Origin of the sequence: Brachyspira alvinipulli ATCC 51933, assembly GCF_000518245.1 — a bacterium.
GTDB classification, from domain to species: Bacteria; Spirochaetota; Brachyspiria; order Brachyspirales; family Brachyspiraceae; genus Brachyspira; species Brachyspira alvinipulli.
The window spans coordinates 54544-70808 of record NZ_KI912402.1 but is presented as its reverse complement, the minus strand read 5'-3'; the positions used below and the strand labels follow the sequence as shown (position 1 = coordinate 70808).

Genomic DNA, 16265 nt, shown 5'->3' with positions numbered 1-16265 from the left:
GATTATTAAAAGAGGTTAGCAAACAATGAAATATATTATATTAACTATATTATTTACTCAATTAATATTTGCTCAAAATGAAAAAGATATTATGAAAGAGGCTTTTAGTAGATTTTCAAAATCTCCATTTACAACTATATACTCATCAGGCGGAGCATTTTACAGCGGAGATGATTTGGATCAAATGCCTATGCTTGTTAATTATTATAAAAATAGTAATAATAAATATATGAATGTTGTAGACGGGCTTTTAGGAAGTTTAATAATGGATGCTAAAGTAAATGATAATCAACTTACTTTGGATTTACCTGAATTGGAAGCCCCATTAAAAAGAAACTTTAATGAATTTTCATTAGAAGCCCCTATAATGCGTTTCCCTAAAGTTTATGCTGATGTATTAGAGTATAAATTTATAGATTTATCAAAAAAAATAGTAAGCAGTAATATTACATTAGGAAAAAATTGGCATACATTAAAAATAGGTTATAATGATAGAGTTGATACTATAGTTTTTTCTGCATCTAGTTATAGAGTAAGAAGTTTCTCCACTGCTTTTATGGATAATGTTGTAAATATTGAGTTAGGTGCTTATACTACAGTTAATAATATACCTTATCCTCAAGAGTTTATAATGAAAAGCAAAACAGATAAGAGAGAATTACGTTACAATATAACAAATGTTTCTGCTGGAGATAGTGCAAAACAAAGTGCAAGAAAATTGGGCTGGTAATGATAGATTATAATTCAATAATAGATTATATTTATAAAATTACAAATATTGAAATAACTGAAAATAATAAAGATAAACTAATAAAATATGCATCGCTTGTTATGGATTACAATAAAAATGTAAATATAACTGGTGCCAAAACGAAAGAAATTTTTTTTGCCGAACATATATCAGACTGTCTTTTAGCTTTAAATTTCTTTTATGATTATGATAATATAATAGATATAGGTTCCGGGGCTGGACTCCCGGCTATACCTCTATCTATTATTTACAGCAATAAAAAATTTACTTTATGCGAATCTAAAAACAAAAAAGCCGATTTCCTAAAAATTGCCAAAAAAGAATTAGATTTAAATAATATAGAAGTAAAATGTATTAATGCCTATGAAATAAAAGATAAATATGATACTGTAACTTCAAGAGCTTTTTCTGATATTGCCGTATTATTAAAAATATTTTCCAAAATAAAAACAAAAAATGGAAAATTAATAGCTTATAAAGGCAAAATGGAAAAAATAGAAGAAGAATTAAAAGAAGCAAATATTTCAAAAAATAAATATAATATAGAAATAAAAAACCTTCCTATTCAAGACAAAGAAAGAAACATAGTGATAATATACTGCTAAAATAGTATATACTATTGACTTATAAATATAGTATGCTATACTATTTGTATTCAAATATTTAGGAAGTTAAAAATGTTTATTGTAAAATATATTATAATATTTTTCAGCTTTATTATTAATTCATATTTTCCCGAGTCAATTCTTATTAAATAAACCGTGAGTTTATATTACCAAATTTAAATTAAATATATTAGCTTCCCAAGCTGAATTTATAATGATACCGATTACAATTTAAATAATACCAAAATTTATTTTAGGAGAATAAAAATGTCAAAATTAAATTTAAGCAATGTAAAATTTAATACGAAAGTTGTACATGCAGCTCAAAATCCCGATCCTTTAACAGGAGCACTTTCAACCCCAATATATCAAACTTCTACTTTTTGTTTTGAAACAGTAGAAGAAGGAGCACAGAAATTTAATAAAACTATACCAGGCTACATGTATACAAGAGGAGGAAACCCAACTACTAGAATACTAGAAGAAAAAATGGCTATAATAGAAGGAGGAGAGGACTGTGTTGCAACTGCATCTGGAATGGGTGCTGTTGGAGCCACAATGGTAGCTTTTTTAAAATCAGGCGATCATGTTATATGCGGAGATACTCTTTACGGAGGAACTTCTGTAGTAATGAGGACTAATTTACCCCAATTTGGAATAGATGTAACATTTGTTGATACATCAGATTTAGATGCTGTAAAAAAAGCATTCACAGAAAAAACAAAATTAATATACTTTGAAACACCTACTAATCCTTTGATGAAGGTTACAGATATAAAAGCGGTATCTGACATAGCTCATGAAAGAGGTGTTAAAGTAATAGTTGACAGCACTTTTGCACCTCCTCCAATACAATTCCCAATAAAATTAGGTGCTGATATAGTAATACATAGTGTTACAAAATATTTGAATGGTCATGGTGATGTTTTGGGAGGAGTTGTAATAGGTAAAAAAGATGATATATCTCTTATAAGAGTTAATGGTGCTACCAAAATATGCGGAACTACTCCTAGCCCTTTAAGTTCATATCTTATACTTAGAGGATTAAAAACTTTAGTTATTAGATTAGAAAGACACTGCTATAATGCCATGAAATTAGCAGAATATTTAAAAACTGTTCCATTCATAAAAGAAATATATTACCTGGGTTTTGAATCTAATCCATTCCATGAATTAGCAAAAAAACAAATGAATGGTATGTATTCTGGTATATTTTCTTTTGAACTTAAAGATAATATAAATGGAATGAGCAGTTTTGAAGCTGGAAAAAAACTTGTAAACGGATTAAAAATAGCAAGTATAGCTGTAAGTTTAGGAGACCCTGATACTTTGATACAGCATCCTGCAAGCATGACTCATTTAAGTGTTCCTAAAGAAATAAGAGAACAATCAGGAATAACAGATGGTCTAATACGTATATCTGTTGGTATAGAAGATGTTGAAGATTTGATAGAAGATTTTAAACAAAGTTTCTATAATTTTTAATAGACATATTTTTTATATGAGGAGAAAATCATGTATAAAAATAATAAAAAGGAAAATTATGGTTTATTATCATTTTTACCATTAATTGTATTTTTATTAATATACTTATGTTCAGGAATAGTTTTTTCTGTAATAAATGTAGCAGATCCTTTTAAGCAAATTCCTAGAGAAACTGCATTATTTGCTGCTTTTATAGTATCTCTTATGATAGGAAAAAGAAAACTAGATGATAAAATAGATATTTTTGCAAAAAATGCAGGGGATTCAAGTGTAATATTAATGTGTCTCATCTTTATTTTATCTGGAGCATTTTCAGGTGTATCAAAAGCTATGGGGGGTGTAGAAACAACAGTTAATTTGGGGTTAAGTATATGTCCATTACAATTTATATTTGCTGGAATATTTGCCGTATCTGCATTAATAGCAACTGCTATGGGCACTTCTATGGGTACTATAGCGGCAATAGGTCCTATTGCTGTTGGAATAGCTGATAAAGCTGAAATATCATCTGCTATAGCAATAGCTGCTGTTATGGGAGGAGCAATGTTTGGAGACAACTTATCAATAATTTCTGATACAACTATAGCGGCTACCAGAGGAGCTGGATGTAAAATGAATGAAAAATTCAAAATGAATTTAATAATAGCTTTACCAGCTGCAATAGTTGCAATTATACTATACAGTATGTCTAATATAGAAGCAACTTTGGAAGGAAATTTTAATTATAATATTATTAAAGTTATTCCATACATCACAGTTTTAGTCACATCCGTAGCAGGAGTAAATGTAATAGTTGTTCTTTTACTTGGCACTATAATATCTGGAATTATAGGATTGTTTTTAGGTACATTAAATATAATAACATTTGCTCAAGCTATTACCAACGGTATGACAGGAATGTTTAGTATAGCTATAGTGTCTATAATGATAAGAGGACTTACTGGGATAGCAAAAGAGTATGGCGGAATAGATTTACTTATTAACAGATTAAACAGCCGAATAAAAACAAGAAAAGGAGGCGAATATGGAATAGCTGCTATGGTTAGCTTAATAGATGCATCATTGGCTAACAACACAATAGCTATTATTATTTCAGCACCTTTTGCAAAAACTATAGCTAAAATACATAATATAGCACCTAAAAGAGTTGCAAGTTTATTAGATATATTTAGCTGCGTAACTCAAGGCATATTGCCTCATAGCGGACAAATGCTATTATGCTGCGGCATATCTGGATTATCACCATTCGATATATTGGGAGCTAACTATTATCAATACACATTAGGAATAGTTGCTTTACTAACAATACAATTTGGATTATTAAGGACAAAAGAAGAAAAATCTGGAATACCTTTATATCAGGCAGAATAGATAAAATATCATATATAGTTTTTTGGGCGAATGTATTTATTATACGTTTTCCTATTATTTTATTCAGATTTAGTAGCTGTTTTTAAATCTACACCTAGTATAAATAAGAATATAAATCCAATTATTACTATAGGAAGTATACCCATCATATGATATACAAGAGCATAAGGGAATGCTATACTTTTTTCTATGCCTATAAGAGAAAGCCCAAATACAATAGCCCATTCAAAAGGTCCTATTCCAGAAGGTGCAGAAGGTACGGCAAATCCAAAACCGCCTACAGCAAACATAAATAATGCTATCATAACAGATGCTTTAATATTAAAAGCTGCCATTAAAAAACTTATGGTTAGTATTTGACCTATAAGATATAAAATAGTGTATAAAAATATTAAAAATATATGCTTAGGATCATTTTTAAATCCTATTCCGTCTATAAAATTGCAGGAAAATTCAATTAATTTATCCCCGATATTTTTAGGCAGTATTCCAAAAATTTTATGAAAAACTTTATGAGCAAATTCTCTTTTCCATACCAAAAATATTAAAACTAAAATACCAACTATAGAAAAAATAAATAAAGCAAATGCTGCATAAGTAACTTGTTTAGGCAAATTAGGTATAAATATAACAGAAAGTGTTAATATAACTCCTCCTGTTATAACATCGAAAAGTCTTTCGGTAACAACAGAAGCTATTAATGCTGACTTACTTACGCCTTCTTTTACACCCAAAATATAAGCACGAGCAACCTCTCCAAGTTTAGCAGGCAAAATATTATTGCCCATATAACCTATATATGTTGCCATAACTATAGTTCTTTTTTTTATTGGTTTTTTAAGAGGAATAAAACATTCCCATCTTAGTCCTCTTAAAGCTATTATCAAAATACTTAATACTAGGGAAATTAAAAAATATACAACATTAATATTTTTTACTATTTCTATTGACTCTTTTATATTTATGCCTCTAAAAGCAAAATATAAACAAACAATACTTATTATAACACCTACAATTACTTGTAAAGCTGTTTTATGATTTTTCTTCATTACACAATTTACCTTATAAAATTTTTCATGAGAGCAATAAAATTATCAAAATTATCTAGCATATCCCTAGCTATATTTAAATTAAATTTTTGTAAATTCTGAACTTTGTTAGCATTGCTTATTTCAGTTTTACTTCCGCTAGCACAATCTTCAACAACATTTTTTACTATTGTTGTAAGGTCTATAACAGAATTATATACGCTAAGAACAATTTTATTTCCTTCAGCATCTATTTTATTAACCATAGATTCTATTAGATCTCTATTAGCATTAGCCTTATTCTTTGATATAATCCATCCTTTAAGACGTTTAAAATTCTCAGATTCAGGACTTAACATAGTATCAAATTTCTGTATGCCTTCTATAACATCGCTTAAAGTATAAAAAGCATCTAATCCCATTGAATTTCTATCTTTATGCACAAACTCAGCACCTAAAAACATATCATTTAATGGAGCTTTATAATTCATATCAAACATTTCTATAATAAAAGTTTTGATGTATTGCAAAGGTTCAACGCAAGTAAATATAGGACAATCAAATTTTTCTAACTGTTCATTTTTTTCTTCATTAACATTTTGAAGCTTTAGTATTTCTACACCATTAAACATTTTATTACGCATACCAGCAATTTTACTACTTTTTATTTCAGCAACAATACTATCCATATCTTTTTTAAGATTATTAGTAAAATCTGTTATATAATTCACAAATATATTAACATTAGAAGGATTGATGGTACACTTATATGTAAAATCTTTAAGTAGATATATTATAATATCACTTAATACCCCTGGTGTTTGTAAATATTTTATTCTAGCTAAAAAAGCCTTAATATTTTTTTCCGGTATTGGAGGCATACCTATATACTGCTGAAAAATATTTAATGCAGATAATAATTCTTTTCTTATAGTAATAGAATTAACAGCATAATCTAACTTAACAATATCATCAACTATCTGCATATTAGAACTTGCCTTAAATTGAGGGTTAGAACTATAAGCACCATCAACAAATGAAGGACAGAAAGCTCTAAGAAAAAGGAAAAAATCAAAATTTGACAGCTGAGCAAAATCTTTAAGCAAATTAAAAGTTAAATTTATTTCCTTCCCATTTTCACCGCTTATATATTTTTTAAATTTTACAAAATTATTTTTAACTTCATTAAATACAGTATTAGGATTTTTGCCTGCTTGTATTTGAGCCATCATATAATCTCTATTTAAAGTAGCATACAACTCTTTTATTTCATTATTAAAAGAAACTTCTATGAGATAATATGAAAATTGTTTTCCATCTTTTATTATAAATTCTTCTTTTAATGGAGAAACTAATGGACCTATAACTTTATACATTTCAAAAACAAATTTCGCACAAGCAGCTGTTAAAGATTTAGTCTTTAAATCTACAAAACCATATTTTTGTTTTGATATTCTATCCGAATACTCTTCCATACGCATCTTTTCTACTAATTCGGGTGTTCTTATGTTAAACAAATTGTATTTAATATAATCAAAAAAATTCACCGTTAAAATACCCCACATATATTTTTTCAAATATTGAATAATATAATATACTAAATTAAATAATATTTAAAGATTATTTAAATAATTTTTTAATATTATGTAAACAAAAAATAATTATTCTTTAACAGAATCTAAAGCCTTTCTAGCTTCATTATAATTTTCATCTATTTCTAACGCTTTTTCAAAATTTTCAGCTGCTAATTTTTTATTTCCAGTAATAGCATATATAGAACCAATATTATAATATATTAATTTATCCTCACTATCAACTTCCATAGCCTTTTCTAAATATCTTATAGCCATTTTATTACTATTTTTTTTTCTATAACAAGAAGCTATATTGCATAAAACATAAGAATTATTACCTTCATAATTAGCATTAACTTCATGGAAAAGTGAAAGTGCTCTATCATAATCTTCATTATGATGATATAAACATCCCAATAAGTTAATAATATCATTGGTTTGTTTGGCAGTATAAGCTAAATTAGCATATTCCAAAGATAAATTATATTCTTTCCAAATAAATGTTTGAAATGCCATATACGAACATCTTTTATAATCTTTAGCTCTAGTTTTTATCTCTTTTGATTGTTCTAATGCTTTTTCCAAATATTCCCTTCTATTTTCTTTATCAAGAACAGCAGCATACTCATATACAAATGAATTAGCTTTTCCTATGGATATGAGTTTTCTAAAATAATTAAGAGCTTCAGAATACTGCCTCTTTCTCATAGAAAGAAACCCCATCATGTATAATGCTTCAGGATACTCAGAATCATTTTTAAGAACAAAATTATAATAATTCTCAGCATCTTCAAATCTATTATCTTTCATAGCAATTCTTGCTAATATTGATATAGTATATGAATCATTTGGCTTTTCAGATAAAATAGCATTATATTTATCCAAAAGATTAGCATATTTACTATCCATAAAAACTCACCTAATTATTTATTATCTATATATTATATAATAATTTACAGAAATATGTAAAATATAATATTAATTTTCATAAAATTTTTTCATCATATCCTTTCTATAATCGGAATATACATCTTTTTCAATAGAATTTCTTAAATCTCTCATAAATCTTTGCATAAATCTTAAATTATGTATAGTCATAAGTGTTGAAAATAATATTTCATGCACTTTATCTAAATGATTAAGATATCCTCTAGAAAAATTTTTACAAGTATAACAATCACAACCTTCTTCTAATACAGTATCATCAGTTCTATATTTTGAATTTCTTATTCTAATAATACCATTCATCGTGAAAGCCTCTCCATTTCTAGCATTTCTTGTAGGCATAACACAGTCAAACATATCTATACCTTCCATAACAGCATTAAGTATATCTCTAGGTTCGCTTACACCCATTAAATAGCGTGGTTTTTCTTTATTAGTATAAATCATAACTTTTGACAATACTTCATGCATCTTTTCAGGAGTTTCGCCTACCGAAAGTCCTCCTATAGAATAAAAAGGAAAATCCATATTTACTAAAGTTTCAGCACTTTCCTTTCTTAAATCATCAAACATTCCGCCTTGAATAATTCCTCCAAGATACTGATATTCACTGTTTGGAGTACTGTCGTGGTAATCTTTACACTCTTTAGCCCATTTATGAGTTCTAAGCATGGCCTCTTTAGCATAATCATAAGTTGCATCATGTTTTGAACACTCATCTAAACACATAATAAAATCGGCTCCTATTATATGTTCAGCTTCCATTACACTTTTAGGAGTAAATAAATATTTATTGCCATCTATATGAGAACTAAATTCTACACCATCATCATTAATTTTTCTTAGTTTAGCAAGCGAAAATACTTGAAATCCTCCGGAATCAGTAAGCATGGCTCCATTCCAACCCATAAATTTTTTTACTCCACCAAATTTTTTTAATATTTCCAAACCTGGTCTTAAAACTAAATGATAAGTATTAGCAAGTATTATTTTACTCTCTGTCTCTTCTACCATAGCTGGTGTTAATGCTTTAACGCTAGCTTTAGTACCTACAGGCATAAAAACAGGTGTGTATATCTCTACCCCATTTATCTCTATTTTCCCAAGTCTTGCTGAGGTTTGAGAACTTGTTTTCAATACATTAAAATTAAATGACATATAATACCTTTTATAAAATTATAATCTATTTTATATAAAAATAAATAAATATCAAATTTTTACAAAAAATAAAAAAGGGCTATTAAAAGCCCTTAATTTATATATACAAAAAATCAATTATTATTTAGTACCATCAGGAAGTTTAAATACATGTATAGCTGACATAAGTTCTTCAGATTGGGCAAATAATAATTCTGCTGAAGCTGTAGCCTCTTCTACTAAAGCAGCATTTTTTTGTGTAGTAGAATCCATCTCAGCAATAGCAATTTTAATTTCATTTATACCAGATTGCTGTTCTGTAGCCCCATTACTAATATTTATCATAATATTTGAAGCCTCATCTATTTTATTTTGTATTTCAACGAATATCTCTTGAGACTCTCTAGCAGTTCCAGTAGCTACATTAATTTTTTCATAAACATTTTCTATCAAATCAGTAATACTTTTTACAGAAGTTTGAGTAGTTTGAGCCAAATTTCTTACTTCACTTGCTACTACAGCGAAACCTTTACCCTGTTCTCCAGCACGTGCTGCCTCTACTGAAGCATTGAGAGCAAGTATATTTGTCTGGAATGCTATATCTTCAATTATTTTAGTTATATCTTTAATTTTTGAACTAGCATCATGTACGGCTTCTATATTACCTGTAGTTTCTGCTATTATACTTCCTGCTTTTTCAACTGATGATTTAGAATCCAATATAATTTTACTTCCATTTATAGAATTATCTGCTGATTCTTTTATTGTAGAAGAAATCTCAGTCATAGAGGCGGAAGTTTGCTCTATACTTGCAGCCTGACTTTCTGTTCTATGTGCCAAATCTGTATTTTGTTCTGATAATTCTTTAGCAGCCATAGTAATATTATTAGCTGACTCTTCTACAACCATTATAGTTTCTACAAGTTTCTTTCTCATAGATACAAATGCATTTGATAACTCTCCAAGCTCATCTTTACGATGTATTTTTTGTTTAGTAGTTCTTAAATCTCCTTCAGCTATTTCTTTAGCAACTCCAACCAATAAATGAAGAGGTTTTGTTATAGAACGTATAAATAGTGAAATAAATATAGATATAACAACTATTGCAATTACAGAAATTACAATCATCATTATCATAAGCGCCCTATTAGCTTCATAAATTTCAGACTCTGAAACAGAAATACCTAATACCCAAGGCTGAGATTTTAAAGTCATAACAGATGATACTCTTTTTTCATTATTAAATACATAACTTAATATTCCTTGACCTATATTAAATGCCTCCTTAAATTGTTCAGGAGCCGTTACATTTATATTTTCAGTTCTGCTATGTATCTTTATTACTAAATTTTTATCCACAGCATACATACTTCCTGTTTTTCCTATTACAAGGGGTTCTATATGATTTTTGTTTAGAGTAGACCAATCCAATATTACATATAAATAACCTATAATAGAATTATTACCATCAACAACTTTTTCTAATAATATTAATGACCATCCGCCTGTAGTTAAAGAATGAGTAATATTATCACCAAATACTCCCTTACTGCTTCCATTTATTTTAGTTTTTAAATCCGGATGTATATCAAAAATATTTTGATTTACTAAATCAACATTATCAGAGTCTATTAATACAACTCCTGATGAATCAGATAACCCTATATTTATAGCATATTCATTTAATGATTTAAATTTTTTAAGATTATTTAATGCAACGATTCTCATATCCTCAGTTCTTACTTGCAAATATCTCACTAATTCTTCAGATGTTCCATATATACCTGCTATAGCCAATTGATCAACAAACCATGTATCGATAAGTGAAGCATATCCCATAACTGTATTATTATATCCTGTATATGTGGCGTTTTTTATACTATCTGATGCTTTAACTTCTGTTATAACTATTAAAATAACAATAAAGAATGTTACCATAGAAATAATAATTAAGGGCATCTTGATTCTTAAACTTTGAAATCTTTTCATAATATACAATTCTCCAACGTCATTACATTATAATTATAATCTATTTTTTTAAAAAGTGTTGTATTTTTTTATACTTAATGTAAATTTGCACAATAAAATAAATGAAAAAAATAATATTTTTAATATCAAAGAGATATATAATATAACACTATATCTTCATATATATTGTTTATATTAAGATATCCTTCTTTTACAATCCCTATTTTATTAAAACCTAATTTTTCATAAAGTTTATGAGCTGTATTATTAGATATTACAACAGCATTAAATTGCAATATTCTATACCCAAGTTTAGCACCTTGTTTCATAGAATCTTTAACTAGCATTTCACCAATACCTTTACCTCTTGCTCTTTTTGAAACGGCATAGGAAGCATTACATATATGACCACATCTGCCTATATTGTTTGGATGCAAAATATAAACACCATAGACTTCATTATCTTCTACAGCTATACCAGTAAAATCTTGTGACTTGAAATAAGAATCAGCATTTTCTTTTGTAAGTTTTTCTATTTGTGGAAAATATATTCCTTCTTCTATTACATTATTCCACAATTCTAATATTTGATCTAAATATTTAATATTATAAGCCAATATTTCCATTGATTTGTATATACCTAATTTTTTGAAATCATTATATATTATTTGTACAATAAATCAAATAATTTTTTAATAATTTGAATATAATTTAAGTAAATATTCGTATGGAAGCATATTGTTTTTATCAGTATAAAAAAACTTTCCTATAGAAGCAACTTCTGAAGAATATATAGTTATTTCATCTAATATACTATTATCATTTAAACTATAAATTTTGATATTATACCCTGGAGTTGAATTTTTAAATATAGATCTATTTAGTGATATGCTGTTTAAACTTTTTATAATAAGAGATATATCATTTGTATTTGTTACTAAAATGTTCCTATTATTATAATTAATTTCTATTTTTGAAACATCCTCTGGATAACGCTTTATACCATTTATTGGTGCCTTATACCATAAAACCAATACAACAACAACAAATAATGCAATGAAACTAATAATCTTTTTTTTATTCATGAAACATATTATATAATAAAATAACCATTTATCAAATACATATTAAGAATAAATATTTGATAATATAATTCAAAATAAAATTAACCCAATCATTTAAGGAAGCATTAATTTTTTTAATATTTATTAAAATATATTTGCTTTTAATATTATTTAGTTTATAATATACGGCAATATTCTATAATAAAAAAATGGGTATTTGTTATGCGTATCTTTTATAATTACAAATTATTTTCATCTTCAATAATACTCTATAAAAACTATAAAATTCCCGAGCAAAAATAATCTTAAGTAGGCAGGTTGCCTATATAAAATCAAATATACCAATTCTTAATATGGTTTCATAAATATTATATTAATTTTTTATAATCAAAAATTAATATTCTTAATTTGTATCAACATAGATTTTTATTAAGGAGAATATAAAATATATGAAAAAAATAATATTAATTATTATATTTATTATTTTTTTAATATCATGTTCAAATAAAAAAACATATTATGAGATGTTAATAAATATACATACAAAAACACATATATTTGAAAGTTTAATATCAACAAATAAACAAAACACAAAAACAATTGAGAATATAACGTATATTTTCCATACAATAAAAAACATTAAAGCTCATTATAAGGTATCGGTAACTGCATACTACTTAGATTTTGTTAAAATTATAATATCTAACCATCTTAGAAAAAATATTATAAATAAAGATAGAACTTTATGGACATTAAAAAAATATATTACAAAAAATATTCATTATATTAGTAAACATATTAATAATAATGAATTAGTAATGATAAAACATAAACTACTGGAATAATAAAAATATCATAGTTAAAAAATAAAAGCATTCTGAAAATAATAAAAATGGAGAAGTAAATGAAAAACATAAAAATAGTATTTTTGATTTTTACAATAATTTTCATAAGCTGCAATAAATCAAATAATGAAACTGAAGTAAAAAACACAAATCCAATAAAAGTTGGAACGCCTGCTAAACATAAACTTTTCAGCCAAATTGGAAGTAATGGGGAAATAGAAGGATATGATATAGATATATGGGAAGAAATTGGAAGACGTTTAAATAGACCCATAGAATGGACACAGATAGATCTTACAGGCGGTTTTGGAGAATTAGAGTTAGGAAAACTTGATACATTAACTCAGCAAATAAGTATAACACCTGTAAGAATGGAAAAATATTATTTTGCAGAGCCATATTTTTTAAGTCCTTATAAAATATATGTAGCTGAAACAAATGAATCAATAAATAAATTTGAAGATCTATTTGGTAAAGTTCTTGCTGTAACTATTGCAGAAGCAGCTGTAGAACATATAGAAGCAAGAGATCCTGATAAAAAAATAAAAATGGAAACATTCGTAGCAGAAGCTAGACCAGGCATCCCACTTTTAGTACAAAATGGAAAAATAGATGCTTCAACAGAGGCTGTAATAATATTTGATGAAGTAAAAAAATCTACTGGTGCTAAAATAAAAATGGTTGGAGAACCTATATTTACAGAAGTCAATTCATTCCCATTTAAAAAAGATGAAAACGGAAAAAAACTATGTGATGAAGTAAGCAGAGTTATAGCTGAAATGAGAGAAGATGGAACATTAGAAAAATTTGCAATAAAATGGTTTGGATATAATCCTATGGATGGTTTAGATGCCAAAGCTGAATTAGAAAAATTAACAAATACTCTAAATTAACATTAATTAAAGGAATTAAAAGATATGAATAAAAAACTAATTATTTTATTTAGCTTCATTTATTTAACAATTATTTCATGCTCAGGTAATACTAAAGAAACTACTGAAAATATAACAGATGAAAACATTATAAGGGTTGCATCACCTGGAATGCATATAATGTTTAGTAAAGCAAATTCTGAAGGTAAATTAGAAGGATATGATATAGATGTTTGGGAAGAAATAGGAAAACGTTTAGGCAAAAAAATAGAATGGACTCAAATTTCTATGGAAGGCGCTTTTGGTTCTTTAGAATCTGGAAAAGTTGATACAGTTACTCAGCAAATCAGCATTACACCTTCAAGATTTGAAAAATATATATTTTCTGAACCTTATTTTTTGAGTCCATATAAATTTTTTGTAGCTTCAACCAATAATAGTATTAATAAAATAGAAGACTTATATGGTAAGAAATTAGGATTTCATACAGGCAGTTCTGCTCATGAATATATGAAAGCATTAGATCCTGAAGGTAAAATAGAAATAGTTTCATTTAGCCCTGATTCAGTTGCTACAGTACCTATTAACGTAGCTAATGGAAAAATAGATGCAGCATTAGAAGCTGTAATAATATTCCCAAATTTAAAAGAAAGTACAGGTTTGGATATAAAAATGGTTGGAGATGTAGTTTTTACAGAAGTTAATGCCTTTCCTTTTAGAAAAGATGAAAGAGGAAAAAGATTATGTGATGAAGTGAGTAAAACTATAATAGAAATGAGAGAAGATGGAACATTAGAACAATTAGCCGTTAAATGGTTCGGATACAATCCTATGGAAGGCTTAGATGTAAATTATGAATTGGATAAATTATTAAAAACTTTTTAAATAAAAACATACAAATAATTCAAGGAGAATAAATGAGAATAATACTAAAAAATTTATTAATTCTATGTATGATTGTTATGGTTATATCATGCACGGAAAATAATTCCCAAAAAGAAACTTCTGCAAATACTCAGGATATAATAAGAGTAGCAACTCCAGGCACTCACCCGCTTTTTACAAGAGTTAATGCTAATGGAGAATTTGAAGGATATGATATAGACGTTTGGGAAGAAATAGGAAAACGTTTAAACAAAAAAATAGAATGGCATCAATTTGCATTAGAAGGATGTTTTGGTGCTTTGGATGCTGGAAAAGTAGATACAGCAACTCAGCAGATTAGCATTACACCAGCTAGATTAGAAAAATACATTTTTTCTGAACCTTATTTTTTAAGCCCTTTTAAATTATATGTTGTAGGTACTAATAATACAATAACAAAACTAGAAGATTTATATGGTAAAAGATTAGCTCTTGTAACAGGTTCTGCTACACATGAATATATAAAAGAATTAGATCCTGAAAACAAAATAGAAATTATATCATTAAGAGCAGACAGTACAGCTACTATACCTAGCAATGTAGTTAATGGAAAAGCTGAAGCAGCCGTTACAGCTGTCACTGTATTTCCTGACTTAAAAGAAAGTTCAGGATTAGACATAAAAATGGTTGGGGATGTATTATTTACCCAAGTTAATGGATTTCCTTTTAGAAAAGATGAATCCGGTCAAAAATTATGTGATGAAATAAGCAAGGTTATAATAGAAATGAGAGAAGACGGCACATTAGAAAAGCTTGCTATTAAATGGTTTGGATATAATCCCATGGAAGGTTTAGATGCCAAATCTGAATTAGATAAAATAATGGCTAAAATAAACACAAATAAATAATAACTTTTTAATTTTGGAGTGAAAAATGAAACATTTATTAAAAATATTAATCATAATGATATTAACATTGATATCATGTACAAACAGTAAAAACAATACAGATAATACAAATACTGCAGCAGAAAATACTTCTGGAGTAATTAAAGTAGCAACTCCAGGCGTTCATCCATTGTTTAGTCAAATTAATGAGGCAGGACAGCTTGAAGGATATGATATAGACGTTTGGGAAGAAATAGGAAAACGTTTGAATAAAAAAATAGAATGGACTCAATTAGCTTTAGATGGATGTTTTGGTGCTTTAGACGCTGGAAAGGTTGATACATTAACGCAGCAAATAAGCATAACAAAAACCAGAATGGAAAAATATTACTTCTCAGAACCATACTTTTTAAGCCCATATAAATTTTGTGTTGTATCAAGTAATAATTCTATAAATAAATTTGAAGATATGTTTGGCAAAAAATTAGGATTAGCGTTAGGAAGTGCTGCTCATGAAAATATAAAAAGATTAGATCCGGAAGGTAAAATAGAAATAGTTTCATTCAGTCCGGATACAATTATTACTCTTCCAAATAATGTTGTTAATGGAAAAATAGATGCATATATAGAAGCTGAAATAATATTTGAAGACAGAAAAGCTAAAACTGGATTAGATTTAAAATTAACAGGAGATACAGTATATTTGGAAGTAAATGCCTTCCCATTTAGAAAAGATGAAGAAAGCAAAAAGTTATGTGATGAAGTAAGCAAAGCTATAGTAGAAATGAGAGAAGACGGCACATTAGAAAAACTAGCTGTTAAATGGTTTGGATACAATCCTATGGAAGGTTTAGATGCAAATGCTGAAC

Annotated in this window: 16 protein-coding genes; 9 read left to right on the top strand and 7 right to left on the bottom strand. The window is 27.3% G+C overall.

Going from position 1 to position 16265, the window contains the following annotated elements:
• Positions 1–25 precede the first annotated feature (25 nt).
• From T324_RS0105130 to T324_RS0105115, 4 genes are all read left to right on the top strand, one after another.
• Complete coding sequence (locus T324_RS0105130; RefSeq protein WP_038375052.1) at positions 26–730, top strand: hypothetical protein; 705 nt, start codon at positions 26–28, stop codon at positions 728–730.
• Positions 731–732: 2 nt separating this feature from the next.
• Positions 733–1356, top strand: coding sequence for a 16S rRNA (guanine(527)-N(7))-methyltransferase RsmG (gene rsmG, locus T324_RS0105125; protein WP_028329249.1), 624 nt, complete (start codon positions 733–735; stop codon positions 1354–1356).
• Between the two features lie 267 nt (positions 1357–1623).
• A complete protein-coding gene (locus tag T324_RS0105120; RefSeq protein ID WP_028329248.1) occupies positions 1624–2841 on the top strand; it encodes a trans-sulfuration enzyme family protein in 1218 nt (405 codons plus the stop codon).
• Between the two features lie 30 nt (positions 2842–2871).
• Entirely contained in the window at positions 2872–4212 is a 1341-nt protein-coding gene (locus T324_RS0105115; RefSeq protein WP_028329247.1) for a Na+/H+ antiporter NhaC family protein, read from the top strand.
• Between the two features lie 59 nt (positions 4213–4271).
• On the opposite strand, the gene T324_RS0105110 is transcribed toward T324_RS0105115, so the two are convergent.
• The 7 genes from T324_RS0105110 to T324_RS0105080 all read right to left on the bottom strand — a co-directional run bounded on the left by T324_RS0105110 (position 4272) and on the right by T324_RS0105080 (position 11949).
• Positions 4272–5261 carry a lysylphosphatidylglycerol synthase transmembrane domain-containing protein gene (locus T324_RS0105110; RefSeq protein ID WP_028329246.1) on the bottom strand — a complete coding sequence of 330 codons (990 nt, stop codon included), beginning with the start codon at positions 5259–5261 and terminating at the stop codon, positions 4272–4274.
• A gap of 8 nt (positions 5262–5269) precedes the next feature.
• Positions 5270–6787 (bottom strand): DUF5312 family protein, encoded by a 1518-nt coding sequence (locus tag T324_RS0105105; RefSeq protein WP_028329245.1) that lies wholly within the window; start codon positions 6785–6787, stop codon positions 5270–5272.
• Positions 6788–6901: 114 nt separating this feature from the next.
• A complete protein-coding gene (locus tag T324_RS0105100; RefSeq protein WP_028329244.1) occupies positions 6902–7723 on the bottom strand; it encodes a tetratricopeptide repeat protein in 822 nt (273 codons plus the stop codon).
• A 69-nt stretch (positions 7724–7792) separates the two neighbouring features.
• Positions 7793–8917: a tRNA guanosine(34) transglycosylase Tgt gene (gene tgt, locus T324_RS0105095; RefSeq protein ID WP_028329243.1), complete on the bottom strand. Its 1125-nt coding sequence runs from the start codon at positions 8915–8917 to the stop codon at positions 7793–7795.
• A gap of 120 nt (positions 8918–9037) precedes the next feature.
• On the bottom strand, positions 9038–10885 hold the full coding sequence (locus T324_RS0105090) for a methyl-accepting chemotaxis protein (RefSeq protein WP_028329242.1): 1848 nt from the start codon (positions 10883–10885) through the stop codon (positions 9038–9040).
• Positions 10886–11010: 125 nt separating this feature from the next.
• Positions 11011–11490 (bottom strand): GNAT family N-acetyltransferase, encoded by a 480-nt coding sequence (locus T324_RS0105085; RefSeq protein ID WP_028329241.1) that lies wholly within the window; start codon positions 11488–11490, stop codon positions 11011–11013.
• Between the two features lie 66 nt (positions 11491–11556).
• Positions 11557–11949: a hypothetical protein gene (locus tag T324_RS0105080; RefSeq protein WP_028329240.1), complete on the bottom strand. Its 393-nt coding sequence runs from the start codon at positions 11947–11949 to the stop codon at positions 11557–11559.
• A gap of 428 nt (positions 11950–12377) precedes the next feature.
• On the opposite strand from T324_RS0105080, the gene T324_RS0105075 reads away from it, so the two are divergent.
• From T324_RS0105075 to T324_RS16810, 5 genes are all read left to right on the top strand, one after another.
• Positions 12378–12773 (top strand): hypothetical protein, encoded by a 396-nt coding sequence (locus tag T324_RS0105075; RefSeq protein WP_028329239.1) that lies wholly within the window; start codon positions 12378–12380, stop codon positions 12771–12773.
• A 59-nt stretch (positions 12774–12832) separates the two neighbouring features.
• Positions 12833–13666, top strand: a complete 834-nt coding sequence (locus T324_RS0105070; protein WP_028329238.1) for a transporter substrate-binding domain-containing protein — start codon at positions 12833–12835, stop codon at positions 13664–13666.
• A 24-nt stretch (positions 13667–13690) separates the two neighbouring features.
• Positions 13691–14530, top strand: a complete 840-nt coding sequence (locus tag T324_RS16815; RefSeq protein ID WP_051436794.1) for a transporter substrate-binding domain-containing protein — start codon at positions 13691–13693, stop codon at positions 14528–14530.
• A gap of 32 nt (positions 14531–14562) precedes the next feature.
• Positions 14563–15417, top strand: coding sequence for a transporter substrate-binding domain-containing protein (locus tag T324_RS0105060; RefSeq protein ID WP_028329237.1), 855 nt, complete (start codon positions 14563–14565; stop codon positions 15415–15417).
• 25 nt (positions 15418–15442) lie between these two features.
• On the top strand, positions 15443–16265 hold an 823-nt coding region (locus tag T324_RS16810; RefSeq protein WP_051436793.1), incomplete at its 3' end, for a transporter substrate-binding domain-containing protein.

Bases quoted from the DNA above. Each gene is read 5' to 3' on its own strand.
- tgt (WP_028329243.1), bottom strand. From the start codon at position 8,917: ATGTCATTTAATTTTAATGTATTGAAAACAAGTTCTCAAACCTCAGCA.
- T324_RS0105085 (WP_028329241.1), bottom strand. From the start codon at position 11,490: ATGGAAATATTGGCTTATAATATTAAATATTTAGATCAAATATTAGAA.
- T324_RS0105075 (WP_028329239.1), top strand. From the start codon at position 12,378: ATGAAAAAAATAATATTAATTATTATATTTATTATTTTTTTAATATCA.
- T324_RS0105060 (WP_028329237.1), top strand. From the start codon at position 14,563: ATGAGAATAATACTAAAAAATTTATTAATTCTATGTATGATTGTTATG.
- T324_RS0105100 (WP_028329244.1), bottom strand. From the start codon at position 7,723: ATGGATAGTAAATATGCTAATCTTTTGGATAAATATAATGCTATTTTA.
- T324_RS16815 (WP_051436794.1), top strand. From the start codon at position 13,691: ATGAATAAAAAACTAATTATTTTATTTAGCTTCATTTATTTAACAATT.
- T324_RS0105120 (WP_028329248.1), top strand. From the start codon at position 1,624: ATGTCAAAATTAAATTTAAGCAATGTAAAATTTAATACGAAAGTTGTA.
- T324_RS0105130 (WP_038375052.1), top strand. From the start codon at position 26: ATGAAATATATTATATTAACTATATTATTTACTCAATTAATATTTGCT.
- T324_RS0105110 (WP_028329246.1), bottom strand. From the start codon at position 5,261: ATGAAGAAAAATCATAAAACAGCTTTACAAGTAATTGTAGGTGTTATA.
- T324_RS0105090 (WP_028329242.1), bottom strand. From the start codon at position 10,885: ATGAAAAGATTTCAAAGTTTAAGAATCAAGATGCCCTTAATTATTATT.
- T324_RS0105080 (WP_028329240.1), bottom strand. From the start codon at position 11,949: ATGAATAAAAAAAAGATTATTAGTTTCATTGCATTATTTGTTGTTGTT.
- T324_RS0105070 (WP_028329238.1), top strand. From the start codon at position 12,833: ATGAAAAACATAAAAATAGTATTTTTGATTTTTACAATAATTTTCATA.
- T324_RS0105115 (WP_028329247.1), top strand. From the start codon at position 2,872: ATGTATAAAAATAATAAAAAGGAAAATTATGGTTTATTATCATTTTTA.